This window comes from Enterobacter sp. GD03975 (assembly GCF_029838645.1).
Classification (GTDB): Bacteria; Pseudomonadota; Gammaproteobacteria; order Enterobacterales; family Enterobacteriaceae; genus Enterobacter; species Enterobacter quasihormaechei.
The window spans coordinates 234889-259480 of the sequence record NZ_JAOBZC010000004.1; the positions used below are offsets into that span (position 1 = coordinate 234889).

The 24592-nt window shown below is 55.8% G+C and carries 27 protein-coding genes; 7 read left to right on the forward strand and 20 right to left on the reverse strand.

The window, feature by feature from the left end:
• Window positions 1–3 precede the first annotated feature (3 nt).
• From N5C09_RS09745 to yfbV, 4 genes are all read right to left on the reverse strand, one after another.
• Entirely contained in the window at window positions 4–1836 is a 1833-nt protein-coding gene (locus N5C09_RS09745; protein ID WP_063868193.1) for an SLC13 family permease, read from the reverse strand.
• A 76-nt stretch (window positions 1837–1912) separates the two neighbouring features.
• Entirely contained in the window at window positions 1913–2572 is a 660-nt protein-coding gene (locus tag N5C09_RS09750; protein ID WP_279748955.1) for a sugar phosphatase, read from the reverse strand.
• A gap of 11 nt (window positions 2573–2583) precedes the next feature.
• Entirely contained in the window at window positions 2584–3078 is a 495-nt protein-coding gene (locus N5C09_RS09755; protein WP_023617380.1) for a YfbU family protein, read from the reverse strand.
• A gap of 92 nt (window positions 3079–3170) precedes the next feature.
• Window positions 3171–3626: a terminus macrodomain insulation protein YfbV gene (gene yfbV, locus N5C09_RS09760; RefSeq protein WP_059312846.1), complete on the reverse strand. Its 456-nt coding sequence runs from the start codon at window positions 3624–3626 to the stop codon at window positions 3171–3173.
• A 337-nt stretch (window positions 3627–3963) separates the two neighbouring features.
• Here yfbV and ackA point away from each other — a divergent pair, with 337 nt between their 5' ends.
• Both ackA and pta read left to right on the forward strand, forming a co-directional pair.
• The gene (gene ackA, locus N5C09_RS09765; RefSeq protein ID WP_041908924.1) at window positions 3964–5166 is read left to right on the forward strand and encodes an acetate kinase; all 1203 of its coding nucleotides are present in this window, start codon (window positions 3964–3966) and stop codon (window positions 5164–5166) included.
• A gap of 75 nt (window positions 5167–5241) precedes the next feature.
• Window positions 5242–7386, forward strand: coding sequence for a phosphate acetyltransferase (pta, locus tag N5C09_RS09770; protein ID WP_102750750.1), 2145 nt, complete (start codon window positions 5242–5244; stop codon window positions 7384–7386).
• Window positions 7387–7497: 111 nt separating this feature from the next.
• Here the strand turns inward: pta and N5C09_RS09775 are convergent, their stop codons facing one another.
• The 5 genes from N5C09_RS09775 to N5C09_RS09795 form a co-directional block, all read right to left on the reverse strand.
• Complete coding sequence (locus N5C09_RS09775) at window positions 7498–8451, reverse strand: transketolase family protein (protein ID WP_279748956.1); 954 nt, start codon at window positions 8449–8451, stop codon at window positions 7498–7500.
• On the reverse strand, window positions 8444–9274 hold the full coding sequence (locus N5C09_RS09780; protein ID WP_279748957.1) for a transketolase: 831 nt from the start codon (window positions 9272–9274) through the stop codon (window positions 8444–8446). The genes N5C09_RS09775 and N5C09_RS09780 overlap by 8 nt, the downstream gene beginning before the upstream one ends.
• Window positions 9271–10662 (reverse strand): PTS ascorbate transporter subunit IIC, encoded by a 1392-nt coding sequence (locus N5C09_RS09785; RefSeq protein ID WP_063450398.1) that lies wholly within the window; start codon window positions 10660–10662, stop codon window positions 9271–9273. The genes N5C09_RS09780 and N5C09_RS09785 overlap by 4 nt, the downstream gene beginning before the upstream one ends.
• Window positions 10663–10683: 21 nt before the next feature.
• Window positions 10684–10956 (reverse strand): PTS sugar transporter subunit IIB, encoded by a 273-nt coding sequence (locus N5C09_RS09790; protein ID WP_003861447.1) that lies wholly within the window; start codon window positions 10954–10956, stop codon window positions 10684–10686.
• A gap of 79 nt (window positions 10957–11035) precedes the next feature.
• Window positions 11036–11479 carry a PTS sugar transporter subunit IIA gene (locus N5C09_RS09795; protein ID WP_279748958.1) on the reverse strand — a complete coding sequence of 148 codons (444 nt, stop codon included), beginning with the start codon at window positions 11477–11479 and terminating at the stop codon, window positions 11036–11038.
• Between the two features lie 235 nt (window positions 11480–11714).
• On the opposite strand from N5C09_RS09795, the gene N5C09_RS09800 reads away from it, so the two are divergent.
• A complete protein-coding gene (locus N5C09_RS09800) occupies window positions 11715–12734 on the forward strand; it encodes a LacI family DNA-binding transcriptional regulator (protein WP_063450401.1) in 1020 nt (339 codons plus the stop codon).
• 3 nt (window positions 12735–12737) lie between these two features.
• Here N5C09_RS09800 and yfcD read toward each other — a convergent pair whose 3' ends face one another.
• Genes yfcD through yfcF form a run of 3 tightly spaced genes read right to left on the reverse strand, consistent with a single transcriptional unit; the run spans window position 12738 to window position 14612 of the window.
• Window positions 12738–13304, reverse strand: a complete 567-nt coding sequence (yfcD, locus tag N5C09_RS09805) for an NUDIX hydrolase YfcD (protein ID WP_063450402.1) — start codon at window positions 13302–13304, stop codon at window positions 12738–12740.
• A 55-nt stretch (window positions 13305–13359) separates the two neighbouring features.
• Window positions 13360–13911 carry a phosphodiesterase gene (yfcE, locus tag N5C09_RS09810; RefSeq protein WP_279748959.1) on the reverse strand — a complete coding sequence of 184 codons (552 nt, stop codon included), beginning with the start codon at window positions 13909–13911 and terminating at the stop codon, window positions 13360–13362.
• Between the two features lie 56 nt (window positions 13912–13967).
• Window positions 13968–14612, reverse strand: a complete 645-nt coding sequence (gene yfcF / locus N5C09_RS09815) for a glutathione transferase (RefSeq protein WP_279748960.1) — start codon at window positions 14610–14612, stop codon at window positions 13968–13970.
• Between the two features lie 140 nt (window positions 14613–14752).
• Between yfcF and yfcG the strand changes: the two genes are divergently transcribed.
• The 4 genes from yfcG to N5C09_RS09835 all read left to right on the forward strand — a co-directional run bounded on the left by yfcG (window position 14753) and on the right by N5C09_RS09835 (window position 17287).
• Window positions 14753–15382: a GSH-dependent disulfide bond oxidoreductase gene (gene yfcG, locus N5C09_RS09820; RefSeq protein ID WP_063450405.1), complete on the forward strand. Its 630-nt coding sequence runs from the start codon at window positions 14753–14755 to the stop codon at window positions 15380–15382.
• 75 nt (window positions 15383–15457) lie between these two features.
• Window positions 15458–15826 (forward strand): dihydroneopterin triphosphate 2'-epimerase, encoded by a 369-nt coding sequence (gene folX / locus N5C09_RS09825; RefSeq protein WP_279748961.1) that lies wholly within the window; start codon window positions 15458–15460, stop codon window positions 15824–15826.
• A 13-nt stretch (window positions 15827–15839) separates the two neighbouring features.
• Window positions 15840–16733 (forward strand): TIGR01777 family oxidoreductase, encoded by an 894-nt coding sequence (locus tag N5C09_RS09830; RefSeq protein ID WP_107533430.1) that lies wholly within the window; start codon window positions 15840–15842, stop codon window positions 16731–16733.
• A gap of 44 nt (window positions 16734–16777) precedes the next feature.
• Entirely contained in the window at window positions 16778–17287 is a 510-nt protein-coding gene (locus N5C09_RS09835) for a GNAT family N-acetyltransferase (protein WP_279748963.1), read from the forward strand.
• 87 nt (window positions 17288–17374) lie between these two features.
• Here the strand turns inward: N5C09_RS09835 and hisP are convergent, their stop codons facing one another.
• The 8 genes from hisP to cvpA form a co-directional block, all read right to left on the reverse strand.
• Window positions 17375–18148: a histidine ABC transporter ATP-binding protein HisP gene (gene hisP / locus N5C09_RS09840; RefSeq protein WP_003861426.1), complete on the reverse strand. Its 774-nt coding sequence runs from the start codon at window positions 18146–18148 to the stop codon at window positions 17375–17377.
• Between the two features lie 9 nt (window positions 18149–18157).
• Window positions 18158–18871 (reverse strand): ABC transporter permease, encoded by a 714-nt coding sequence (locus N5C09_RS09845; protein ID WP_003861424.1) that lies wholly within the window; start codon window positions 18869–18871, stop codon window positions 18158–18160.
• Entirely contained in the window at window positions 18868–19554 is a 687-nt protein-coding gene (locus N5C09_RS09850) for a histidine ABC transporter permease HisQ (RefSeq protein ID WP_006811404.1), read from the reverse strand. The genes N5C09_RS09845 and N5C09_RS09850 overlap by 4 nt, the downstream gene beginning before the upstream one ends.
• 88 nt (window positions 19555–19642) lie before the next feature.
• Window positions 19643–20425 (reverse strand): histidine ABC transporter substrate-binding protein HisJ, encoded by a 783-nt coding sequence (hisJ, locus tag N5C09_RS09855; protein WP_003861421.1) that lies wholly within the window; start codon window positions 20423–20425, stop codon window positions 19643–19645.
• Between the two features lie 224 nt (window positions 20426–20649).
• A complete protein-coding gene (gene argT / locus N5C09_RS09860) occupies window positions 20650–21432 on the reverse strand; it encodes a lysine/arginine/ornithine ABC transporter substrate-binding protein ArgT (protein ID WP_279748964.1) in 783 nt (260 codons plus the stop codon).
• A gap of 290 nt (window positions 21433–21722) precedes the next feature.
• Window positions 21723–22292: a UbiX family flavin prenyltransferase gene (locus N5C09_RS09865; RefSeq protein WP_063450410.1), complete on the reverse strand. Its 570-nt coding sequence runs from the start codon at window positions 22290–22292 to the stop codon at window positions 21723–21725.
• An 89-nt stretch (window positions 22293–22381) separates the two neighbouring features.
• On the reverse strand, window positions 22382–23899 hold the full coding sequence (purF, locus tag N5C09_RS09870; RefSeq protein ID WP_008502595.1) for an amidophosphoribosyltransferase: 1518 nt from the start codon (window positions 23897–23899) through the stop codon (window positions 22382–22384).
• Between the two features lie 33 nt (window positions 23900–23932).
• On the reverse strand, window positions 23933–24421 hold the full coding sequence (gene cvpA / locus N5C09_RS09875) for a colicin V production protein (RefSeq protein ID WP_063868171.1): 489 nt from the start codon (window positions 24419–24421) through the stop codon (window positions 23933–23935).
• Window positions 24422–24592 lie beyond the last annotated feature (171 nt).

Below are 24592 nucleotides of genomic sequence, written 5' to 3' on the forward strand. Positions count from 1 at the left end.
TTCTCAGAACGGGAATAACACCGGAATCAGCACTACGCATACCAGCATCACCAGCACGGTGAACGGCACGCCAATCTTCACGAAATCGCTGAACTTATAGTTCCCCGGCCCCAGCACCAGCGTATTGACCGGAGAAGAAACTGGCGTCATAAACGCCGCGGACGCCGCCATCGCCACCATCATCGCAAACGGATACGGCGAAACGCCCATGGATTTCGCCATCGCCAGCGCAATGGGCGCCATCAGCACCGCCGTGGCGGTATTGGAGATGAACAAACCAATGGTGGCACACATGACGAACAGGCAAATCATCATCAGGTACGGGCCATACCCCCCGCCCGCATCCATCAAGCCTTTAACGATCAGATCGACCCCGCCGGTTTTCTGAAGCGCCAGGGCAAACGGCATCATCCCGACAATAAGAATAATGCTCGGCCAGTGAATCGCCTTGTAAGCGCTTTCGGCATCGATACAGCGGAATTTGCCCATCAGCAGACAGGCGATTATTGCCGCCACCGGGTTAGGGATCTCGTCGGTCAGCATCAGCGCGACCATCAGCACCAGACAAAAAATCGCGTGGGGCGCCTGGCTGTGCGCCGGGGATGCATCGCTCTCTTCAATCGGCATATTCAGCACCACAAAGTCGCGGCCTTTCTGCCCGAGCTGGCTAATCAGCTTCCAGTTGCCGACCACGAGGAAAATATCCCCCAGCAGGATCGGCTCATCCACAACCGCCCCTTCAAGGGCCACGCCATCGCGCTTCAGGCCCACCACGTTCAGCCCGTAGCGGGTACGAAAGCCGATTTCGCGCACGGTTTTGCCCAATAATTCTGATTCGGGGATCAGGGAGACCTCGGCCATCCCCACATCCAGCGCCTGGTCGGAGAAATACTCGCCGCGCAGCACCATCGGCTCCAGCAGCTGCTCGCTACAGAACTCTCGCAGATCTACGTCCGCCGTGGACATATCGATCAGCAGGACGTCACGCGCGCGGAACTCTGATACCCCATTCACGTTAACGATCACCCGACGAAAACGACGCCAGCGCTCAACCCCGATGACGTTCGCGCCATAGCGTTCGCGTAGCTTAAGGTCATCCAGCCGCTGCCCCACCATCGGCGAACCCGGGCGGATGGCCAGACGCCGGGCGCGCCCGGTCAGACGGTACTCTTTAATCAGATCGCGGAAAGAGCGCCGCTTCCAGCCCTCTTTGGCTTTGTCCTGCTTCTCCCCTTTCAGCGCGAAACGGGTCAGTAGCATATAGATAATGCCCATTACCAGCACCACCAGGCCGATCGGCGTGACGCTGAAAAAGCTAAACCCCTCAAGCCCCTCACGGATCAGCTCGCTGTTCACGACGAGGTTCGGCGGCGTCGCGACCAGCGTCATCATGCCGCTGATGAGCCCGGCGAAGCTTAACGGCATCATCAGCCGCGACGGAGAGATCTGCATTCTCATGCAGACGCTCAGCACCACCGGAATAAAGATGGCCACGACCCCCGTTGAGCTCATAAACGCGCCCAGCCCGGCAACCGTCAGCATCAGGTAAATCAGCATTTTGGTTTCGCTGCTGCCCGCCACCTTAACCAGCCACGATCCCATCATCGTCGCCACGCCGGTGCGGACCAGCCCGTCGCCGATAATAAACAGGGCGGCAATCAAAATGACGTTGGGGTCGCTAAACCCGGAAAAGGCTTCCGGCAGGGAAAGCGTACCGCTCAGAACAAACGCAACAATCACAAACAGGGCGACGGCATCCATGCGCACCTTGCCCGTGGCAAACAGAATGATGGCGATTAACAGCAGGCTCAGGACCCAAATCAGTTCACCGTTCACAACATGTCCTTGTCAGTGGAGGAGAAGCCATTCTGCCATAAAAAAAGCCCCGGTAATGCGGGGCTAAATCATGGGATTACATTTTTAGCGAGACGGTTACGATCCCGTCAGAGGCCTTCGAGACGTCGATGGCGGTCAGGGTGTTAATCACAAAATCCGCCTCCTCCAGCCGGGGGGAACCCGCCGGTACGTTAACGGCAATGACGTGGCTCCCGGCATTCAGACCGGCCAGAACGCCTGCCGCCGCGTCTTCCACCACCACGCACTCCGCAGGGGCAAGGCCCAGCAGTTCAGCGCCGAGCAGAAACGCATCCGGTTCAGGCTTGCCGCGCTTCACGCGCTCAGCGGTAATGAACACGTCCGGCGTCGGTAAACCGGCCGCCTTATGACGGGCATGCGCGACGGGAATCGAGCCGGAGGTGACGATAGCCCACGGGATCTGCGCTTCATTCAGGTGCTCAAGCAGTTCGCGCGCACCGGGCAGCGCGGTAATGCCGTCGGTGTCGGTGGTTTCTATCTGCTCCAGATAGCTGAACTCCGCCTGAATTTCTTCCTCAGAACGTCCCGCCAGGAAGTGCCGCAATGAGGTAATGGCCTGTTTGCCATGGATAAAATTCAGTACGTCCTGATGGTCGATGCCGTGCCGGTCGGCCCAGTGGCACCACGAGCGTTCCACCACCGGCAGCGAATCCACCAGCGTACCGTCCAGATCAAACAGAAAACCTTTACACTGCACACGCACCTCCGTCAGGCATTAATGATTTGTTGAATTTCGTTGCTGCTTAAATGGTACTGACGCGGACAGGCGTGCCACGCGCTCAGCATACGTTGATATTTATCCCACATGGGGGTTTGGGCGTTGAAGCCGTGCGTACCCGCATCAAAATGGGTGTAGCGCCCTTCGGTATTCACCATAAAGCGCACATAGCTCAGATAGCGCGCTTCCGTCGCGGCATCAAAGCCCAGGAACGTCACGCGGCGCTCGTCAATGGATTGCCGATCTTTCAGGTTGGTCCAGGACACATGCAGCGCGTGGTACATCTCCATGATGTCGATAACGATACGGCAAGTTTCCTCTTTCAGCTCGCCAAATTCACGATCCAGTTCGCGCATTTGCAAGCCAAAGCCACGTTCGACAATGGTTTGCAGGCGGCTGTAGCGCGCAGCGTTATCGGGATCAAGCATAGTCATCATCTTGTACTGGTTAGACAAAATCAGACGTTGAGCATGGGTCATTTCCATCTTTCGACTCCTGTAGCGCATTGCACTGTAAAAAAAAGACACGGTAACTGACTGTTACTGTGCCTTCTTTTGGTCGTCGTTTCGATGATCAATCACAAGTCATCGAGGAATGTTTTATCAAGCTGTTTAAACGCGCGCTTTAACGTGTCCGCCAGCGCCTGATAGTCCGGCTTGCCTTCAACCGGAGCGAGCGCCTGCCCGGCCTCCTCCAGTTTTCCACGCACTTCATAAAACCAGTGTAAAATAGAAGGCGGAAGTGGCGTGACGGAGCGTTTACCTAACCACCACAACCCCTGCATCGGCAGGCTTAACGCAAAGAGCGCTGTCGCGACGGCAGGCCCAAGCTGTCCACCTAATGCGATCTGCCAGCACAGGGTAAAGACGGCAACAGGAGGCATAAAGCGGATCGCATAGCGCGTGGCGCGGATGGTACGGTTCTCAATAAACATCGGTGCCAGGCGCTTTTCCATCGGCCACGTCTTAGCGTAATGCTGTCCCCGACGAAACAGACTAAAAAAATTTACGGACGGGATTTCGGGTGTCGACATGGCTGTACCTCAACTTCACATATAAAAATTAAAATTTTCGTGCAAAACCACAACAGGCTATGACAACGTTCAAAATATTTTGTCATCGCTACCCCGTATCGGGTATCCTGTGCCAGCCTGATAGGGCCGTAGACGAGAAGCGTTAACTCGTCAAATTATCGCATATTATGCCATTGTCTGAAAAATGTTCAAAATGGCTTAAAATCATAGGTATTTCTTCCATCCTGCCAAAATGTTCGTTTGGCATGATGTTAATCATAAACGTCTGGGTCAGCTTGCGTTACGCTTTTAGGCTCATTGACGTTTTTTTAGCCACGTATCAATTATAGGTACTTCCATGTCGAGTAAGTTAGTACTGGTTCTGAACTGCGGTAGCTCTTCACTGAAATTCGCCATCATCGATGCGCTCAACGGTGACGAGTACCTCTCTGGTTTGGCCGAATGTTTCCATCTGCCTGAAGCACGTATCAAGTGGAAGATGGACGGCAGCAAACAAGAAGCGGCTTTAGGTGCAGGCGCCGCTCACAGTGAAGCGCTGAACTTTATCGTTAACACTATTCTGGCACAAAAACCAGAACTGTCTGCTCAGCTGACTGCAATTGGTCACCGTATCGTCCACGGCGGCGAAAAATACACCAGTTCCGTGGTGATTGACGACTCTGTGATCCAGGGCATCAAAGACTCTGCGTCTTTCGCACCGCTGCATAACCCGGCTCACCTGATCGGTATCGCTGAAGCACTGAAATCCTTCCCGAATCTGAAAGACAAAAACGTGGCCGTGTTTGACACCGCGTTCCATCAGACCATGCCGGAAGAGTCTTACCTCTATGCCCTGCCGTACAGCCTGTACAAAGAGCACGGCGTACGTCGTTACGGCGCACACGGCACCAGCCACTTCTATGTGACTCAGGAAGCCGCAAAAGTACTGAACAAGCCGGTTGAAGAAGTCAACATCATCACCTGCCACCTGGGCAACGGTGGTTCTGTTTCTGCTATCCGCAACGGCAAGTGTGTTGACACCTCTATGGGTCTGACCCCGCTGGAAGGTCTGGTGATGGGTACCCGTTCCGGTGATATCGACCCGGCGATTATCTTCCACCTGCACGACACCCTGGGCATGAGCGTTGACGACATCAACAAAATGCTGACCAAAGAGTCTGGCCTGCTGGGTCTGACCGAAGTTACCAGCGACTGCCGTTACGTTGAAGACAACTACGACAGCAAAGAAGATGCTAAGCGTGCAATGGACGTTTACTGCCACCGTCTGGCGAAGTACATCGGTTCTTACACCGCGCTGATGGACGGTCGTCTGGACGCGGTTATCTTCACTGGCGGCATCGGTGAGAACGCGGCAATGGTACGTGAGCTGTCCCTGGGCAAACTGGGCGTACTGGGCTTCGAAGTCGATCACGAGCGTAACCTGGCTGCCCGTTTCGGCAAGTCTGGCTTCATCAACAAAGAAGGCACCCGCCCGGCTATCGTTATCCCAACTAACGAAGAGCTGGTCATCGCGCAAGACGCGTGCCGCCTGACTGCCTGATTCCACACCGCCAGCAATGCTGGCGGTGCTGTTTTGTAGCCCGCCCAACGCGGCGGTAACGAAAGAGGATAAACCGTGTCCCGTACTATTATGCTGATCCCTACCGGAACCAGCGTCGGCCTGACCAGCGTCAGCCTCGGCGTGATCCGCGCTATGGAACGCAAAGGCGTTCGTCTGAGCGTCTTTAAGCCTATCGCCCAGCCTCGTGCCGGTGGCGATGCGCCAGACCAGACCACCACCATCGTGCGTAAGAATTCCAATCTTCCTGCGGCTGAACCGCTGAAGATGAGCCACGTTGAGTCTCTGCTCTCCAGCAACCAGAAAGACGTGCTGATGGAAGAGATCATTGCCAACTACCACGCTAACGCGCAAGACGCGGAAGTGGTGCTGGTTGAAGGCCTGGTCCCGACCCGTAAACACCAGTTTGCCCAGTCCCTGAACTTTGAAATCGCGAAAACCCTGAACGCAGAGATCGTTTTCGTGATGTCCCAGGGTACTGATACCCCAGAGCAGCTGAAAGAGCGTATCGAACTGACGCGCAGCAGCTTCGGCGGTGCGAAAAACACCAGCATCACCGGCGTTATCGTTAACAAACTGAACGCACCGGTTGATGAACAGGGCCGTACGCGTCCTGACCTGTCAGAAATCTTCGACGACTCATCCAAAGCGAAAGTTATCAAGGTTGACCCGGCTAAGCTGCAAGATTCCAGCCCACTGCCTGTTCTGGGCGCGGTGCCATGGAGCTTCGATCTGATTGCCACCCGCGCAATCGATATGGCGCGTCACCTGAACGCCACCGTGATCAACGAAGGCGATATCAACACCCGCCGCGTGAAGTCCGTGACCTTCTGTGCGCGCAGCATTCCGCACATGCTTGAGCACTTCCGCGCAGGTTCCCTGCTGGTGACCTCCGCAGACCGTCCGGACGTGCTGGTTGCTGCCTGCCTGGCGGCGATGAACGGCGTGGAAATCGGTGCAATTCTGCTGACCGGCGGCTACGAAATGGACGCGCGTATCAGCAAGCTGTGCGAACGTGCGTTCGCGACCGGCCTGCCGGTCTTCATGGTGAACACCAACACCTGGCAGACCTCCCTGAGCCTGCAAAGCTTCAACCTGGAAGTGCCGGTTGATGACCACGAGCGTATCGAGAAGGTTCAGGAATACGTTGCGGGCTACATCGACGCAGACTGGATTGAATCCCTGACCGCGACCTCCGAGCGCAGCCGCCGTCTGTCTCCTCCAGCCTTCCGCTACCAGCTGACCGAGCTGGCGCGTAAAGCGGGCAAACGCGTGGTTCTGCCAGAAGGCGACGAACCACGTACCGTTAAAGCGGCGGCCATCTGTGCTGAGCGCGGTATCGCGACCTGTGTGCTGCTGGGTAATCCGGATGAGATCAACCGCGTTGCGGCGTCTCAGGGCGTTGAGCTGGGCGCTGGCATCGAAATCGTTGACCCAGAGGTGGTGCGCGAAAGCTATGTTGCCCGTCTGGTTGAGCTGCGTAAGAACAAAGGCATGACCGAAGCCGTTGCGCGCGAGCAGCTGGAAGACAACGTGGTGCTGGGCACTCTGATGCTGGAGCAGGACGAAGTTGACGGTCTGGTTTCCGGTGCGGTTCACACCACCGCGAACACCATCCGCCCACCGTTGCAGCTGATCAAAACCGCACCGGGCAGTTCTCTGGTCTCCTCCGTGTTCTTCATGCTGCTGCCTGAACAGGTTTACGTTTACGGCGACTGCGCGATCAACCCGGATCCAACCGCAGAGCAGCTGGCAGAAATCGCTATCCAGTCTGCGGACTCCGCGACTGCCTTCGGTATTGAACCGCGCGTAGCGATGCTCTCCTACTCCACCGGTACCTCTGGTGCAGGCAGCGACGTAGAGAAAGTCCGTGAAGCAACCCGCATTGCGCAGGAAAAACGCCCCGATCTGATGATCGACGGCCCGCTCCAGTACGATGCTGCCGTCATGGCTGACGTGGCGAAATCTAAAGCGCCAAACTCGCCGGTTGCAGGTCGCGCTACCGTGTTCATTTTCCCGGATCTGAACACCGGTAACACCACCTATAAAGCGGTACAGCGTTCAGCAGACCTGATCTCCATCGGGCCAATGCTGCAAGGTATGCGCAAACCTGTGAACGATCTGTCCCGTGGTGCGCTGGTTGACGATATCGTCTACACCATCGCGCTGACGGCGATCCAGTCTTCGCAGCAGCAGCAGTAATGTTAAAAAGCCCGGTGGCGCTAGCGCTTACCGGGCCTGCGGTTTTGTAGGCCGGATAAGCGAAGCGCCATCCGGCAAGAAAGGCGACCACTTAACCGGTCGCTTTTTTTATTACAGCAGCTCCCGCGCCGCCGACACAATGTCATGCGCCGTCAGGCCATACTCTTTTTGCAGGAAGTCCTGCGTGCCCACCTGGCCATAACGTTCCTTCACACCTACCCGACGCATAGGCACCGGACAGGTTTCCACCAGCACTTCCGCCACCGCCGATCCCAGCCCGTTGTGAATGCTGTGGTTTTCGCAGGTCACAATACGCCCGGTTTTCTCGGCGTAGTTTTTCACCAGCATTCGATCGATGGGCTTCAGGGTAAACATGTCGATGACCGCTGCGCTTACCCCCTCCTGTTCAAGCTGGCGCGCCGCCTCCAGCGCTTCCGCCACCATAATGCCGTTAGCAATTAGCGTGATATCGCTTCCCTCGCGCAACACGTTGCCCTTGCCGATGGTGAAGGTTGAGCCCGGCGCATAGACGCTCGGCGCCTGCTTGCGGATGGTACGCACCCAGTAGAAGCCTTCCAGGTCGATAAGCTGACGCAGCACGTCCTCGAACATCACCGCATCGGTCACCTCCAGCACCACAGAATGCGCCAGACCGCGCACGATGCCCATATCCTCGAACGACATATGCGTCCCGCCGTTGTGGCAGGCCGTCACGCCCGCATCCGAGGCAATCACCTTCACGTTATTGCGCTGGTAGTCCAGGGACATAAACAGCTGGTCGAAGCAGCGACGGCTGGCGAAGGCGGTAAAGGTATGGACGAAGGGCTTACGTCCGGTGAGCGACAGCCCGGCGGCCGTTCCGATCACATTGGCCTCCATAATGCCGCAGTTGATGACGTGCTGTGGATAATCCCGCGCTACGCCGTCCATCGCCATCGAACTCATCAGGTCCGCCTCGAGCGCAACGATCTCGCTCCCGGCCTCAATCTGCCTGGCCACAAAGCCCGCGTAGACCTTACGCATCTCAACCGAATCTTTCTGTCCTGCCGGTGCAACCTTAATCATGTGAAGCCTCCAGTTGGCGAATCGTCTCGTTGAGCGCCGCTTTGCTCTCCTCGGTTAATCGCAGGTGATGCGAATTACTGAGCTGTTCCAGATACGGCACCCCCTGCCCTTTGATGCTGTCGAGGATCACCACCCGCGGACGCGCATCGGCCTCAGGGATCGGTGAAATCACCTTCAGCAGTGCCGGAATGTCGTCCCCTTTGACCGTCACCACGTCAAAGCCAAAGGCGCGGAATTTGCCCTCCAGGTCGAAGGCACAGATGATTTCGTCCAGTTCACCGTCGAGCTGCTGTTTGTTCCAGTCCACGAACACGGTCAGGTTGTTCAGTCGATGGTGAGCGATAAACTGGAAGGCTTCCCAGCACTGGCCTTCGTTTAGCTCCCCGTCACCGACGATGCAGAACACGCGGTTAGGCCTTCCTGCCAGCTTGTGCGACAGCGCCATGCCGCCCGCAATCGAGATCCCCTGCCCCAGCGAACCGGTGGTGGCATCCACGCCGCGGGTTTTCAGGCGATCCGGGTGGCTGGGCAGACGCGTTCCGTTCTGGTTCAGCGTGCTCAGCTCTTCAACCGGGAAGTAGCCCTTAATCGCCAGCGTGCTGTAGAGCGCCGGGCCCGCATGGCCTTTCGACAGCACAAAGTAATCGCGCTCTGGCCAGTCCGGGTCGGCCGGGTCTATTTTCATCACCGCGCCGTACAGCACCGCCAGCGTTTCAACGACTGACATGCTGCCGCCGTAGTGGCCAAAGCCCAGCTGCGTCAGGGATTTCAGGGTCTCAAGACGGATCTGACGCGCCAGTTCGGTTATCTCATTCTCATTCATGATTTGGCTCCGGGGTTTTCCTGCGCGTTACCGCCCGCAGGTTTGTTTTTAGCGAAGATGTTGTAAGCCACCAGCAGCGCGAACAACACAACAACCAGTCCGGTGATGGCAAGCGGCGACAGGAAGCGCGCAAGATTGCCGAGCACAATCCCGACCGCACCAAAATCAGCGTCCGAGAAGGTGGTATTCGCAAAGCCAATCGCGCCCAGAACAGGCAGCAGGAGGACCGGCAGGAAGGTGATCAGCAGGCCGTTGGCAAACGCGCCAATCATCGCCCCGCGACGTCCGCCGGTGGCGTTTCCAAACACGCCCGCCGTCGCACCGGTGAAGAAATGCGGCACCACGCCCGGGAGGATCAGCACCCAGCTAAACTGACCGCAGATCAGCAAGCCCACAATCCCACCGAGGAAGCTGAACAGGAAGCCAATCAGCACCGCGTTTGGCGCATACGGGTAGACCACCGGGCAGTCCAGCGCAGGCCGCGCGTTTGGCACCAGTTTTTCAGAGAAGCCGGTAAAGGCCGGGACGATTTCCGCCAGAATCAGGCGCACGCCTTGCAGGATGATGAAGACGCCTGCTGCGAAGGTGATCGCCATGATAATGGCGTACACCAGGTAGTTTTGCCCGCCGCTGAAGGTGGACTCCACGTACTCGCGCCCGGCGCTCACCGCCATGATCAGGTAGATAATCATCATGGTCAGGGAAATTGAGATCGAGCTGTCACGCAGGAAGCTGAGGTTCTTCGGCAGGTTCATCTCTTCGGTTGAGCGGGAGCCTTTGCCAACCCTGCTGCCAATCCAGCCGGACAGCACGTAGCCCAGCGTACCGAAATGCCCGAAGGCGATCTCATCGTTGCCGGTAATACGCTTCATATAGCGCTGCGCAATGGCCGGGAAGAAGGCCATAATCAGGCCGAGGATCAGCGAACCGGTAAAGACCAGCCCTACTCCCTCGAAGCCTGCGACCGTCAGGATCACGCCGATCATGCACGCCATGTAGAAGGTGTGGTGCCCGGTCAGGAAGATATACTTCAGGCGGGTAAAGCGCGCGACGATAATATTCGCCACCATCCCAAAGGCCATAATTAGCGCAGTCGAGGCACCGTATTTTTCCAGGGCAATGGATACAATCGCTTCATTGTTGGGAATAATGCCCTGAATATTAAAAGCGTGCTCAAACATACCGCCTAACGGATTTAAAGAGCCTACCAGCACGGTGGCGCCACCGCCCAGAACAATAAAGCCAAGAATGGTTTTAATCGTGCCTTTTACCACATCAGAAAAAGCTTTTTTCTGCGCGACAAGACCAATTAAGGCAATTAACCCTACAAGGACTGAAGGGACTTTTAAAATATCAACAACGAAATTCAGCGTTTCAAGGATAAACATATCCACCTCGCCTAATCAGGATTATTGTCTTTCGAACCAGGCGCGCAGCTGCGCTTCGAGTTCGTTGATATCGATAATATTGTTGATGACCACCAGCTGACTTTCCGGCACGCTGGCGCTGGCCGCAATGTCTTTCGCCATCACAAACAGGTCCGCCGCGCCCGGCGTGGCCGAGGAGAGGTCGGAGTGTTCCACCTCGGCCTCAATCTCCAGTTTTTTGAGCACCTTTTTAATATTCATTTCGACCATAAAACTGCTGCCCAGGCCGGAGCCGCAAATAGCCATAATTTTCATTGTTATCCCCTTTTTTGAGTAGAGTACGCCCCATCACGCTGACGCGTAATGTTGAGATGAAACGGATTAAAGAATTAAATCAGAAGCGGTCGATGATGGTTTTTATCTCCCCCAGCGTGTTCGCCCGGTGTAATTCAGCCATATCCTCGTCGCTGGAAAATAATTCCGCTAACGCCGAAATCATTTCGATATGGCTATGTTTGTCCGGCGCCGCCAGCATTACAATCACATCGACGGGGTCAAACTCACCGGCACCAAAAGAGACGCCCTGTTTCAGTTTTAATAATGACAGACCGAGACCTTTCGCCCCCTCTTCCGGCCTTGCATGCGGCATTGCCAGGCCGGGAGCCAGTACATAGTAGGGTCCTAGCGCGTGGTGCTGCTCGATGATCGCCGTGACGTATTCCGGCGCAACCACCTGCAAATCCAGCAGCGGTTTCGCGCACAGCTCCAGCGCCTGCGGCCAGTTTTCAACGCTATCCTGTAGCGTTATGGTTGTATCATATATCCACTTTTTGAGCACTTTTCACTCCCGCTAAAGCCCAGACATGGGAAAACTCTATTCAACCCGTCAATCAATGACTGCGATCGCGATCACAAAGATAGCGCTACCAATGACTAACATGCAGAACTGTGATAGCGCTATCAAATTGCTATCATGGTGTGAAAACACAGCAAAAAAAGGGATTTAAGGCGTATACTGCCTGTCACGTAAAATAAGGATGAAACTGACTCACGTCCTGTCAGCAGGAAGATGTATGTCTTTAACCCGAAAACGCCGCAGTACCGGAAAAGTAACGCTCGCGGATGTCGCGCAGCTTGCCGGCGTAGGCACGATGACCGTTTCCCGTGCTCTCCGCACGCCCGAACAGGTTTCCGATAAACTGCGTGAAAAAATTGAAGCTGCGGTGCAGGAGCTGGGTTACATGCCCAATCTTGCCGCCAGCGCGCTGGCATCAGCGTCGTCATGGACGATTGCGATGGTTGTTCCCAATCTTTCCGAAGCTGGATGTTCCGAGATGTTCGCCGGGCTACAGCAGGTGCTTCAGCCTGCGGGCTACCAGATCATGCTGGCGGAATCTCAGCACCGTCTTGAACAGGAAGAGAAACTGCTAGAAACGCTGCTGGCATCGAATATCGCCGCGGCAATATTGCTTAGCGTTGAACACTCCGATACGGTGCGGCACTGGCTTAAAAACGCTTCTATCCCGGTGATGGAAATGGGTGCAATGCGTGCCGATCCGATTGATATGAATATCGGGATTGATAATGTCGCCGCCATGTATGAACTCACAGAAATGGTGATCCAGCGCGGCTACCAGAATATCGGCCTGCTGTGTGCCAACCAGGAACAGTGGATTTTTCAGCAGCATTTGCAGGGCTGGTACAAGGCGATGCTGCGCCACCACATGTCGCCGAACAGGGTGATTAATGCCGCCATGCCGCCAAACTTCTCTACCGGCGCGGCGCAACTGCCCGAGTTCCTGCTGGCGTGGCCGGAGCTGGACGCACTGGTGTGCGTATCCGATGAGCTCGCCTGCGGCGCGCTGTATGAGTGCCAGCGTCGGCGCATCAAAGTGCCGGACGATTTAGCGGTGGTGGGCTTTGGCGATAGCGACGTCAGCCGCGTCTGTCAGCCGCCGCTGACGACGATGGCGGTGCCGCATCGCAAGATTGGTATTGAAGCCGGGAAAGCGTTACTGGAACGACTGAACGACGGGGGCTGGCGCGACCATAAGCCCATCGCGTCCAGCCTGTGCCTGCGGGAAAGCTGTTAAGGCTTACTCAGCCTCTTCCTCTTTCTCCGCTCTATTTTCCGGTTTAGCGGATTCGTTTTTGGCGTTGCGGGTCATCCACAGCGCCAGTGCTTTTAAGGAATCCGGGGTGAACTCGTCGCAACGCGCGGTGATCTCTTCCGGCGTCATCCAGCTGACTTCGCTCACTTCCTCTTCCTGCAAGGCGAAAGGCCCATGGGAAACGCAGCTAAACAGCCCGCCCCAGACGCGGCAATGCTCATCTTCAAAATAAAACTGGCCGTGCTCGGCAAACGGCACGCCAGCGATACCTAACTCTTCTTCCGCTTCACGACGCGCGGAATCCAGCAGCACTTCATCGGCCTGCACGACGCCACCCGCTGTGGCATCCAGCATACCAGGAAGAAAATCTTTGGTGTCGGTGCGACGCTGGACCAGAATCTTGCCCATGCCGTCATGAACAACGATGTACGTCGCGCGGTGACGCAGACGCTCCGCACGCATTTGTTCGCGGCTGGCCTGCGCGATCACTTCATTTTCTTCGCTGACAATGTCAACCCATTCAGTACTTGCCAAATGATTCTGCTCCACCATCGGGAAACCTTCTCGTCTAAGCGCTCTTTCGGCGCGTTTGCAGTTGAGGTGTAACTTACGGATTAATCGCTATCTGTGCAATAACTTGCTGATCATTAAGTGCTATAACGCTTAATGTACCGTCTTCGTACATGCCATAGCTTGCCGGGTAACCGCCCTTTGGAATGCTGACGGACCCGGGGTTGAAGTAATAAATGCTTTCACGTTTTTCCGCCACCGGAATATGAGTATGGCCAGAAACCAGGACATCGCCAGCGGCGAGTGACGGCAGGTTATCCGGGCCGAACAGGTGCCCATGGGTCAGGAACAAACGGCTGTTTTCCATCAGCACCTGTTGCCAGGGAGCGGTGATGGGAAAGTGCAGCAGCATCTGGTCAACTTCGCTGTCACAGTTGCCGCGCACGGCAATGATGCGCGAAGCGTGCTGATTTAATTTTTCCGCCACCTGCGCCGGGGCATAGCCTTCCGGCAGCGCATTGCGCGGGCCATGGTTTAATACATCACCCAGGATGACCAGCCATTGCGGCCCGCTTTGGGCAAACAGCGAAAGCACGCGTTCGGTCACGGGCAGCGATCCATGGATATCCGACGCAAACATCAGTTTCATCAGTTACTCCTCCGACAATCAGACTGCCCCTATCATACCTCAAGCGCCTCGTCCGATCAGCCCGCGCGCTTAGCGGAGAGTGCCACATAGCGCTGCACCGACGCGCGTTGCCACTGGAACCCGGCATAATCCACCAGCAGCTGCGGGACGGCATCCCCGTTGAGGATCAGGCGATTGAGCATCAACGCCAGATCGGCGTCGGCAATACACCACTCGCCAAACAGGTTCGGACTGCCGTGAGCCAGCAGCGAGGAGGCCGTCTCAATCAGCTTTTGCGCGCTGGCTGCTCCCTCCGCGCTGAGCGCCGGCTTTTTGACGCCGGCGAAGACCACGTCCGTGGAGCGCTCGACGCGAATCGGCACCAGATCGCTGCGCAGCCACGCCTGGATCTGACGGGCGCGGGCGCGCTTTTGCAGATCGTGAGGATAGATGCGTTCCCACTCTGGCGGAGCAAAGCGATCTTCCAGATACTCGTCAATCGCCGAGGATTCGCTCAGCTCAAAGCCGTCAATCTCCAGCACGGGAACCCGTCGGGTAAGCGCGTAGCCCTGCCACTGGGGCTTCAGATGTTCGCCGCTGTCCAGGTCAATAGTTTTCAGATTCACGGAGAGCCCCTTTTCAGCCAGCGCCACGTAAACGCTCATTACATAAGGAGAAAAGAAGTTCGCATCGGACCACAACGTTATTACAGGCTGGCTCATGACATCCTCATTAACTGATTGGTTTTCACTCAACATATAATCTCTTTGCCTCGCTGTCACCTGATGAAAACTCACGATTTTCTGCCAGCACCTATACTGTTTTTTCATGGCAACACTCTTCACACTGACAGGAGTTGAGAATGATCGATCTCTATTATGCCCCCACCCCGAATGGCCATAAGATCACCCTCTTTCTCGAAGAAGCCGAAGTGGAGTACCGGATCGTTCGCGTGGATATCAGTAAAGGGGACCAGTTCCGCCCCGTTTTTTTGGCCATATCGCCCAACAATAAAATTCCGGCCATTATTGATAACCTGCCCTCTGACGGCGGCAAACCGTTAAGCCTGTTTGAGTCCGGAGAGATTTTGCTCTATCTGGCGGAGAAAACCGGCAAGCTCCTGAGCGGTGAACTGCGCGAGCGTCACCAGACCCTTCAGTGGCTGTTCTGGCAGTCAAGCGGCCTGGGGCCCATGCTGGGGCAGAACCACCACTTTACCGCGTATGCGCCGCAGACTATCCCTTACGCCATTGAGCGATACCAGGTCGAAACCCAGCGCCTGTACGGTGTTCTGAACCGTCGGCTGGAAAAATCACCGTGGCTCGGTGGTGAGCATTACAGCATTGCCGATATCGCCTGCTGGCCGTGGATCAACACCCATGAACGCCACCGGATCGACCTGGCCTCTTATCCGGCGGTGAACAACTGGTTTGAGCGCATCAGGACCCGCCCGGCCACCGAACGCGCGATGCAAAAAATCCATCAGATTTGAGCCTGCGCCCCGTTGGGTACAGGTGTTCTCCTCATGTATGATGAGGCAGAAATACTGACACGGAGAAGACCTGCAATGTCCCAGCATGACGCTATTATTCGTATAAAAAACTTACGCTTACGCACGTTCATCGGTATTAAAGAGGAGGAGATCGCTAATCGCCAGGATATCGTGGTGAATGTGGTGATCCATTACCCGGCAGACAAGGCGCGCGCCAGCGAGGATATCAACGACGCGCTGAACTATCGCACGATCACCAAAAGCATCATCCAGTACGTTGAGAACAACCGTTTTGCGCTACTGGAAAAATTAACTCAGGATGTGCTCGATATCGCACGCGAACACCACTGGGTCACTTATGCTGAAGTAGAGATCGATAAACTTCACGCCCTGCGCTACGCCGACTCCGTCTCGATGACGTTAAGCTGGCAGCGCCGGGCGTAAACCTGGAGGTTGTATGAAGATTCTGCTCACCGGCGGTACGGGCCTGATTGGTCGCCATCTCATTCCACGCTTGCAGGCGTTGCATCACGACATCACCGTGGTCACGCGCAGCCCGGAGAAAGCCCGTCAGGTGCTGGGTGCTGGCGTTGAGATCTGGAAAGGTCTGGCGGAACGGCAGGATCTGGACGGCTTTGACGCCGTCATTAACCTCGCGGGTGAACCTATTGCCGATAAACGCTGGACCGAAGAGCAAAAGCAGCGTTTATGCAGCAGCCGCTGGAACATGACCGAAAAGCTGGTTGAGCTGATTCGCAACAGCGAGACGCCGCCTTCGGTGCTGATTTCCGGTTCTGCTACAGGCTACTATGGCGATCTCGGTGAAGTGGTGGTGACCGAAGAGGAGCCACCGCACAACGAGTTTACCCATAAACTCTGCGCCCAGTGGGAGCGTATCGCCTGCGCGGCGCAGAGCGATAAGACACGCGTCTGCCTGCTGCGCACCGGCGTGGTGCTTGCCCCGAAGGGCGGTATCCTCGGTAAAATGCTGCCGCCGTTTAAAATGGGGCTTGGCGGTCCTATCGGTAACGGACGGCAGTATCTGGCGTGGATCCATATTGACGATATGGTCAACGGCATTCTCTGGCTGCTGGATAACGACCTGCGCGGGCCGTTTAACATGGTGTCTCCGTATCCGGTACGTAATGAGCAGTTTGCTCATGCCCTGGGCCATGCCCTGCATCGCCCGGCGGTGCTGCGCGTGCCTGCAACGGCGATTCGGCTGCTGATGGGTGAATCGTCGGTGCTGGTGCTGGGCGGCCAGCGCGCGCTGCCAAAACGGCTGGAAGCGGCCGGATTTACGTTCCGCTGGTATGATTTAGAAGAGGCGCTGGGGGATGTAGTGCGGTGAATATGTTACAGTCATACGCCATGTCTGGATGATATGGCGTAACTATGGCAACCCTCACCACAACCCGGCTTCACCTCTCTCCTTTCGAACCCTCTGACTGGGCGTTCTTCCGCTCGCTGCGTGAAGATCCCACCGTCATGCGCTACATGGCTGCTATCACGCCGGAAAAAGAGACGCGCCGCGTATTTGCCGCACGCCTGATGGCGGAGCATGTCTTCGTGATCCGTCTGCATAATGACGATACGCCGCTCGGAGATATCGGGCTGCAAATCAGCGCGGCGAACCGTGAAGAGGCGGATATTGGCTATACCGTGGTGCCTGCCGCGCAGGGAAAAGGTATTGCCAGCGAGGCGCTGCGCGCGGTATGTGATTACGCCTTTAACCCGATCGGCGTGAAGGCGATTAATGCGTATGTACTGGCGGATAACGGCGGTTCGGTACGCGTGCTGGAGAAAGCCGGTTTTGTGCGCACGCAGGTGCTGGAGAAAGCATACGAGATTAACGGGGTGCGGTATGACGACTGGGTGTATCGGCTGGAGCGTGTTGCGCCCTGAATGCGTGGCGGCGGCCTACGGTTTTTATAGGCCCGGTAAGCGAAGCGCCACCGGGCGATTAAGCTGCACCGCCGTCTAATGCCCTCTTTATTTCAGAGATCCCTTCAGGAACTGCTGCAAGCGCGGGCTTTGCGGGTTCGCCAGCACCTCATCAGGATGCCCCTGCTCCTCAATCTTGCCCTGATGCAGGAAAATAACGTGGTTAGAAACGTTACGGGCGAAGCCCATCTCATGCGTCACCACCACCATCGTTTTGCCCTCTTCAGCCAGCTTTTGCATGATGCGCAGCACTTCGCCAACAAGTTCCGGGTCCAGCGCGGAGGTCGGTTCGTCAAACAGCAGAACTTCCGGCTCCATCGCCAGCGCGCGGGCGATGGAGACGCGCTGCTGCTGACCACCTGACAGGTGCACCGGGTACTTGATCTGCTGACGCTCGTCGATACCCACTTTCGCCAGGTATTTCACCGCACGCTCGCGGGCCTCCTGCTTGCTTAAGCCGAGCACCTGAACCGGCGCTTCCATCACGTTCTCCAGCACCGTCATGTGGCTCCAGAGGTTGAAGTGCTGGAACACCATCGTCAGGCGCGTACGCAGCAGGCGCAGCTGGTTTTTATCCGCCACTTTAAGCTGGCCGTCTTTATCACGGACCATATTAATGTTCTGTCCACTCACCACAATCGAACCTTCGCTCGGTTTTTCGAGGAAGTTGATGCAGCGCAGGAAGGTACTTTTACCCGAACCTGATGAACCGATAATACTGATCACGTCGCCCGCGTTAGCTTCCAGCGACACCCCTTTCAGCACTTCATGTTCGCCGTAGCGCTTGTGCAAATCAATTACGTTTAATTTGTTCTCAGCCATCATAAATTCTCAGTGCGTCGACGGTTTTATATGCTGCAACCAGCGTTTTTCAGCCTTACGGAACAGGCTGATCAGGACGTAAGAAATGATCAAATAGAGCACTGCCGCAATGCCAAACGCCGTAAACGGCTGATAGGTCGCAGAGTTAATATCGCGCGCAATCTTTAACAGATCCGGTACCGTGGCGGTAAAGGCCAGTGCCGTTGAATGCAGCATTAAAATCACTTCGTTGCTGTACGCCGGCAGCGCAATACGCAGCGCTGAAGGCAGAATAATACAGCGGTAAAGCTTCACGGAGGAGAAGCCGTACGCGCGCGCCGCCTCGATCTCTCCGTGCGGCACGGAACGAATGGCACCGGCGAAGATCTCGGTGGTATAGGCGCAGGTGTTGAGCGTCAGCGCCAGCACCGTACAGTTCAGGCCGCTGCGGAAGAACGCGTTCAGCATCTCGGTGCCTTTCACGATCTCAAGCGTGTACATCCCCGAATAGAACACCAGCAGCTGTACGTACAGCGGCGTACCGCGAAACACGTAGGTAAACAGCCAGATCGGGAACTGAATAAATTTATTGTTCGACACGCGGCCAATGGCCAAAAACACCGCCAGAATGCCGCCCATTACTACCGAGGAAATCAGCAGCCACAGCGTGATCGCCACGCCCGTGAAGCGGTAGCCGTCCGTCCACAGCAGGGATTTCCAGTACTCCTGAATAATCTCAATCACAGGTCAGCCCTCTTCACACCCACGGAGTAGCGACGTTCGAGCAGAAGCAGCACACCATTGGAGACGGTCGTAAAGACCAGATAAATCACGCCGCAGACCACCGCAAAGTAGAACGGTTCCCAGGTGCTCTTACCCGCCAGCTGCGTGGCCTTCACCACGTCTTCCAGACCCAGCAGGGAGACCAGCGCCGTCGCCTTGAGAATAACCTGCCAGTTGTTGCCGATACCCGGCAGCGCGTAACGCATCATGGCCGGGAACATGATCCGGCGAAACGTTTGTGAGGAGGTAAAACCGTAGGCAGTCGCCGCTTCAATGTGTCCCTTCGGCACGGCCATGTACGCGCCGCGAAAGGTCTCGGTGAAGTAGGCGCCGTAGATAAAACCAAGGGTAATGATACCGGCCACCATCGGATCGATATCGATCTGATCCATGCCGATGGCGTCCGTCACGCCGTTGAGTGCGATTTGCAGGCCGTAAAAGATCAGCAGCATCAGCACAAGGTCTGGCACGCCGCGAATCAGCGTGGTATAGCCTTCAAATATCAGCGCCAGCGGTCTGTTGGCGGATAACTTTGCCCCCGCGCCCGCCAGGCCTATCAGCACCGCCAGCACCACGGAGCTGATGGCCAGCTCAAGGGTGACAAGCGCGCCCTGTAAAATAACGCCAGAAAATCCGTACAGCATACCGCGTGCCCTGTCGTCTCGTGAGTGGTGGAACCGTGTCTTTTCCCCTCCCGTAACGGGAGGGGCCGCACGTTATCAGACGGGGCGATTAGCCGCCGTAGACGTTAAAATCGAAGTACTTTTTCGCCAGCTTGTCGTAGGTACCGTCCGCGCGCATCTCGGCGAACGCTTTGTTCAGGGCTTCACGCAGTTCATTGTCTTCTTTACGCAGGCCCATACCGGTGCCTACGCCAAAGAGTTTTTCATCCTTAATGGACGGACCGCCGAACTTGTAATCTTTACCCACAGGCTGCTTCAGGAAGCCTTCGCTTGCCGCCACTTCATCCTGGAATGCGGCATCAATGCGGCCTGCCGTCAGGTCTGCGTAGATATTTTCCTGGCCCTGGTAAGAGACAATTTCAATGCCCTTAGGCGCCCAGTGCTCGTTGCCGTAGGTTTCCTGCGTGGTCCCCTGCAACACGCCCACGCGTTTGCCTTTCAGAGACTCAAGGGTTGGCTGAATGTCAGAGGATTTCGCCACTACCAGACGTGAATCTGCCGCGTAGAGTTTGTCCGTGAAGGCAATCTCCTGCTGACGTTTTTCAGTGATGGAAAGGGAGGACATGATCACGTCGATTTTTTTCGCTTTCAGGGACGGGATCAGCGCATCCAGCGGGTTTTCAACGTAGGTACATTGCGCTTTAATGCGTTTGCACAGCTCGTTAGCCAGATCGATGTCAAAACCGACCAGTTCCCCCTTCGCATTCTTCGATTCGAAAGGTGCGTAGGTTGGATCAGTTCCAATACGAATTTTCTGCGGAATTGCTGCGAATGCCGCGGTGGCGCTGGAAAAGGCCAGTACCAGAGAAAGTGACAACACCAGTTTTTTCATATCTGTCCTCAACAAACTGTCTTAATACGAGATTTTACGACCACGGGGTGCCGTTAATGTGCCATTAATCCCCTCATTCAGGCAAAGATTAATGCCTCTGAACGGGAATTTTTGCATTTTAAATGCTTAACTATGCACACAGCGATCCAATACGGTGCAATAGATGCACCATACTGGAACATTGCCCCGTGGGATGCACCACATCAGTGCATCCCGTTCAGGCATTAATCACCGTAGACGTTGAAATCGAAGTATTTCTTCGCCAGTTTGTCGTAGGTACCGTCTTTACGTAGCTCGTTAAACGCTTTGTCGAAGGCGGCTTTCAGCTCGGTATCATCCTTACGCAGGCCAATACCGGTGCCGTCGCCAAAGTATTTTTTATCTTTAACTGACGGGCCAGCAAAGGCGTACTCTTTACCCGCAGGCTGCTTCAGGAAGCCTTCGCTCGCGGCAACTTCATCCTGGAACGCGGCATCCAGACGGCCCGCCGCCAGGTCAGAGTAGATCAGATCCTGGTTCTGGTAGGCGACCACATCGACGCCCTTCTCGCGCCAGTTGGCGTTCGCGTAGCCTTCCTGGGTTGAGCCCTGAAGCACGCCAACATGCTTACCTTTCAGCGAGTCGATGGTCGGCTGGATTGGGGAGCCTTTCGCGGCAATCAGACGTGAATCGGCAGAGTAGAGCTTCTCAGAGAAGGCGATCTCCTGCTGACGTTTTTCCGTGATGGAGAGAGAAGAGATAATGGCATCAATTTTCTTGGCTTTCAGCGACGGGATCAGCGCGTCAAAGTCACTGCCCACCCATGTGCATTTCACTTCCATGCGTTTGCACATCTCATTTCCCAGATCGATATCAAACCCCACGAAATCGCCCTTCGCATCCTTGGATGAGAATGGCGCGTAGGTTGCGTCTGTACCGATACGAACTGTCTGTGGAAGCGCTGCATAGCTGCCTGCTGCTGCACTCAAGCCCACGAGCAAAGACAGAGCCAGAACCGTCTTCTTCATACATTTACCCTCAAGAACCGTGATTTTATTATGGTTTATGTTGTGTGTTGTGTTGCAGGCTGCTCTTGCAGGTCTTATGCCACATTGTCGTCGGGTTCAGACTACGACGTTAAATATGTTAATAAAACGTTGCGATACTGCCTTAATGGTGAAAGATAGCAGGTCTGCCGAACGAACCGGAAAGAGAAAAAGGGAAAAAGCGAATTAAATGTCGAGGATATGATCGCGGTTGCAGTTTTGCCCTGAAACAGGGCAAATTGCCTTTTCATGCACCCTGGTTGTGCACGGCTTCACGTACCCTGCCAGCGGACAAAGAGATCTTCTGGCAGGTCAATATCGAACTGATCCAGCACGCGATTGACGGTCTGATTGATCACATCGTCCAGCGTCTGCGGGCGATGATAGAACGCAGGAACCGGGGGCATAATCACGGCGCCCAGTTCGGCTGCCTGCGTCATCAGGCGCAGATGTCCCAGGTGCAGCGGGGTTTCGCGCACGCAGAGCACCAGAGGGCGACGCTCTTTCAGCACCACGTCTGCCGCACGCGTCACCAGCGTGTCGGTATAGCTGTTTACAATGCCGGAAAGGGTTTTAATCGAACAGGGCAAAATAACCATGCCGGCCGTTTTAAACGAGCCTGAAGAGATGCTGGCGGCGATATCGCGGGCATCGTGCACAACGTCAGCCAGGGCCTGAACGTCGCGCAGAGAGAGATCGGTTTCAAGAGAGAGGGTCTGGCGCGCCGCCTGGCTCATGACCAGATGGGTTTCTACGCCTGCAACGTCACGCAGCACCTGTAACAGCCGGACGCCGTAAATCGCGCCGCTGGCGCCGCTGATCCCTACAATGAGTCGTTTCATGATTTTTGCCCTTGCTGATTTCAGGGCAGACTGTGCAGGATTTTACGGGGAGTTGCAAGTGAGGGCGAGCGCCCTCACCTGCACAGGCATCAACCTTCGTTGTGCATCTCTAAGCTTTCGAGATCGTTTTGCAGCTGGACGGCTTTCGCATCGTCGTTACGCAGCGAATCAAGGTAGTCGAGATACTGCTGGTCAACGTCTTTCGTCACGTAAATGCCATTGAACACCGAGCATTCGAACTGCTGGATATCCGGGTTCTCGGCGCGCACCGCGTCGATCAGGTCGTTCAGATCCTGGAAAATCAGGCCGTCGGCCCCGATAATCTGACGGATTTCGTCCACTTCACGACCGTGAGCAATCAGCTCGTTGGCGGTTGGCATATCAATACCGTACACGTTCGGGAAGCGAATTTCCGGCGCCGCAGAGGCGAGATACACTTTCTTCGCGCCGGCTTCGCGCGCCATCTCGATGATCTGCTCGGACGTCGTACCGCGCACGATGGAGTCATCCACCAGCAGCACGTTCTTGTCGCGGAACTCGGCACGGTTAGCGTTGAGCTTGCGACGTACGGACTTACGGCGCAGCTGCTGGCCCGGCATAATGAAGGTACGGCCAACGTAGCGGTTTTTCACGAAGCCCTGACGGTACGGCTTGTCCAGAATGCGGGCGATCTCCAGCGCGATGTCGCAGGAGGTTTCCGGAATCGGAATAACCACGTCGATGTCGAGATCGTCCCACTCGCGGGCAATCTTCTCGCCCAGCTTCGTGCCCATGTTGACGCGCGCGCTGTAAACGGAAATCTTGTCGATGAACGAGTCCGGACGAGCGAAGTAGACGTATTCGAACAGGCACGGGTTGCTCACCGGGTTGTCGGCGCACTGGCGGGTAAACAGCTGGCCCTTCTCGGTGATGTAAACCGCTTCGCCCGGCGCAACGTCACGCAGGAACTCGAAGCCCAGCGTGTCCAGCGCCACGCTTTCGGAGGCCACCATGTACTCGGAACGGCCATCGCCAAGGTCGCGCTTGCCGAGCACCAGCGGGCGGATCCCGTTTGGATCGCGGAAGGCCACCATGCCGTGACCGATAATCATCGCCACGCAGGCGTACGCGCCGCGGATCTGGCGGTTCGTCGCGGCAACGGCGGCAAAGATGTTATCGGCTTCCAGCGGGTAGTGGCGGAAGTTATCCAGCTCGCTGGCAAAGATATTGAGCAGGATTTCAGAATCAGAAGTGGTGTTAATGTGGCGACGTTTCTCTTCAAACAGCTTTTTACGCAGCTCGTGGGCGTTAGTCAGGTTGCCGTTGTGGGCAAGCGTGATGCCATACGGGGAGTTAACGTAAAAAGGCTGAGCCTCAGAGGCGCTGGAACTGCCAGCAGTAGGATAACGAACGTGACCGATCCCCATATTACCTTGCAGACGCTGCATATGGCGGGCTTCAAACACATCGTTTACCAGGCCGTTAGCCTTACGTAAACGGAAGCAGTTGTTTGCATCAATGGTGATGATACCCGCAGCATCCTGCCCACGGTGCTGAAGCACCGTTAACGCGTCATAAATCGACTGGTTTACCGGCATGAAACCGGCGATACCGACAATACCGCACATTCGTCTTTTCCTCGTTAAGCCACATCTCAGGGTTTATGCCCTGGGCAAGAAACTCGACGAGCTTTGCAGATAGTCAAAGAACCATCTGATGATGAAGCTGAACTCCGGAATGAGCTGCGATTTCTGCCAGTCTTCACTTTTGGAGAACCCGGTAAAGGTATCCAGGAAGAACAGGATCGCGGCCACAATCAGCACGCCTCGCAACGCACCGAAACAGATGCCGAGCACCCTGTCCGTCCCTGACAGACCGGTTTTCTCGACCAGCTGACCTATCACATAGTTGACGATAGCGCCGACAATCAGCGTCGCGATAAACAGCAGCGCGATAGCGATTCCGTTTCGGACCAGTTCATCTTCAAAGCCCGTGAACCAGACAGACAGGTAAGTGTAGTAATGACTGGCAACAAAGAAAGCACAACCCCAGGTTACCAGCGATAACGCTTCACGAACAAAGCCGCGGATCAGGCTAACCAGACAGGAAAAACCAATCACCGCAATGATGGCGTAATCAATCCAGACCATATGTGTCCCACGATTTAACGCCCTGTCATCCAGTTCGGGGCGAATTCTAACAGAAAAAGAAAACGTTTGCGTAGGGATTTCCTTCCCATGCGTAAATAAAAAAGGCGCTGAAAAAATGCTCAACGCCGTTGGCTTATTACGTCTCTTTGGACGTCTGCCATTCCCCCTCAC

Excerpts from the sequence above, each read along its gene's own strand:
- N5C09_RS09780 (WP_279748957.1), bottom strand. The coding sequence starts at position 9,274 with ATGAATGAGAATGAGATAACCGAACTGGCGCGTCAGATCCGTCTTGAG.
- yfcD (WP_063450402.1), bottom strand. The coding sequence starts at position 13,304 with ATGGTGGAGCAGAATCATTTGGCAAGTACTGAATGGGTTGACATTGTC.
- yfbV (WP_059312846.1), bottom strand. The coding sequence starts at position 3,626 with ATGTCGACACCCGAAATCCCGTCCGTAAATTTTTTTAGTCTGTTTCGT.
- purF (WP_008502595.1), bottom strand. The coding sequence starts at position 23,899 with ATGTGCGGTATTGTCGGTATCGCCGGTTTCATGCCGGTAAACCAGTCG.
- argT (WP_279748964.1), bottom strand. The coding sequence starts at position 21,432 with ATGAAGAAGACGGTTCTGGCTCTGTCTTTGCTCGTGGGCTTGAGTGCA.
- N5C09_RS09755 (WP_023617380.1), bottom strand. The coding sequence starts at position 3,078 with ATGGAAATGACCCATGCTCAACGTCTGATTTTGTCTAACCAGTACAAG.
- hisJ (WP_003861421.1), bottom strand. The coding sequence starts at position 20,425 with ATGAAAAAACTGGTGTTGTCACTTTCTCTGGTACTGGCCTTTTCCAGC.
- N5C09_RS09865 (WP_063450410.1), bottom strand. The coding sequence starts at position 22,292 with ATGAAACGACTCATTGTAGGGATCAGCGGCGCCAGCGGCGCGATTTAC.
- yfcG (WP_063450405.1), top strand. The coding sequence starts at position 14,753 with ATGATCGATCTCTATTATGCCCCCACCCCGAATGGCCATAAGATCACC.
- N5C09_RS09830 (WP_107533430.1), top strand. The coding sequence starts at position 15,840 with ATGAAGATTCTGCTCACCGGCGGTACGGGCCTGATTGGTCGCCATCTC.
- N5C09_RS09790 (WP_003861447.1), bottom strand. The coding sequence starts at position 10,956 with ATGAAAATTATGGCTATTTGCGGCTCCGGCCTGGGCAGCAGTTTTATG.
- folX (WP_279748961.1), top strand. The coding sequence starts at position 15,458 with ATGTCCCAGCATGACGCTATTATTCGTATAAAAAACTTACGCTTACGC.
- N5C09_RS09800 (WP_063450401.1), top strand. The coding sequence starts at position 11,715 with ATGTCTTTAACCCGAAAACGCCGCAGTACCGGAAAAGTAACGCTCGCG.
- cvpA (WP_063868171.1), bottom strand. The coding sequence starts at position 24,421 with ATGGTCTGGATTGATTACGCCATCATTGCGGTGATTGGTTTTTCCTGT.
- yfcF (WP_279748960.1), bottom strand. The coding sequence starts at position 14,612 with ATGAGCCAGCCTGTAATAACGTTGTGGTCCGATGCGAACTTCTTTTCT.
- N5C09_RS09850 (WP_006811404.1), bottom strand. The coding sequence starts at position 19,554 with ATGCTGTACGGATTTTCTGGCGTTATTTTACAGGGCGCGCTTGTCACC.
- yfcE (WP_279748959.1), bottom strand. The coding sequence starts at position 13,911 with ATGAAACTGATGTTTGCGTCGGATATCCATGGATCGCTGCCCGTGACC.
- N5C09_RS09775 (WP_279748956.1), bottom strand. The coding sequence starts at position 8,451 with ATGATTAAGGTTGCACCGGCAGGACAGAAAGATTCGGTTGAGATGCGT.
- ackA (WP_041908924.1), top strand. The coding sequence starts at position 3,964 with ATGTCGAGTAAGTTAGTACTGGTTCTGAACTGCGGTAGCTCTTCACTG.
- hisP (WP_003861426.1), bottom strand. The coding sequence starts at position 18,148 with ATGGCTGAGAACAAATTAAACGTAATTGATTTGCACAAGCGCTACGGC.
- N5C09_RS09785 (WP_063450398.1), bottom strand. The coding sequence starts at position 10,662 with ATGTTTATCCTTGAAACGCTGAATTTCGTTGTTGATATTTTAAAAGTC.
- N5C09_RS09835 (WP_279748963.1), top strand. The coding sequence starts at position 16,778 with ATGGCAACCCTCACCACAACCCGGCTTCACCTCTCTCCTTTCGAACCC.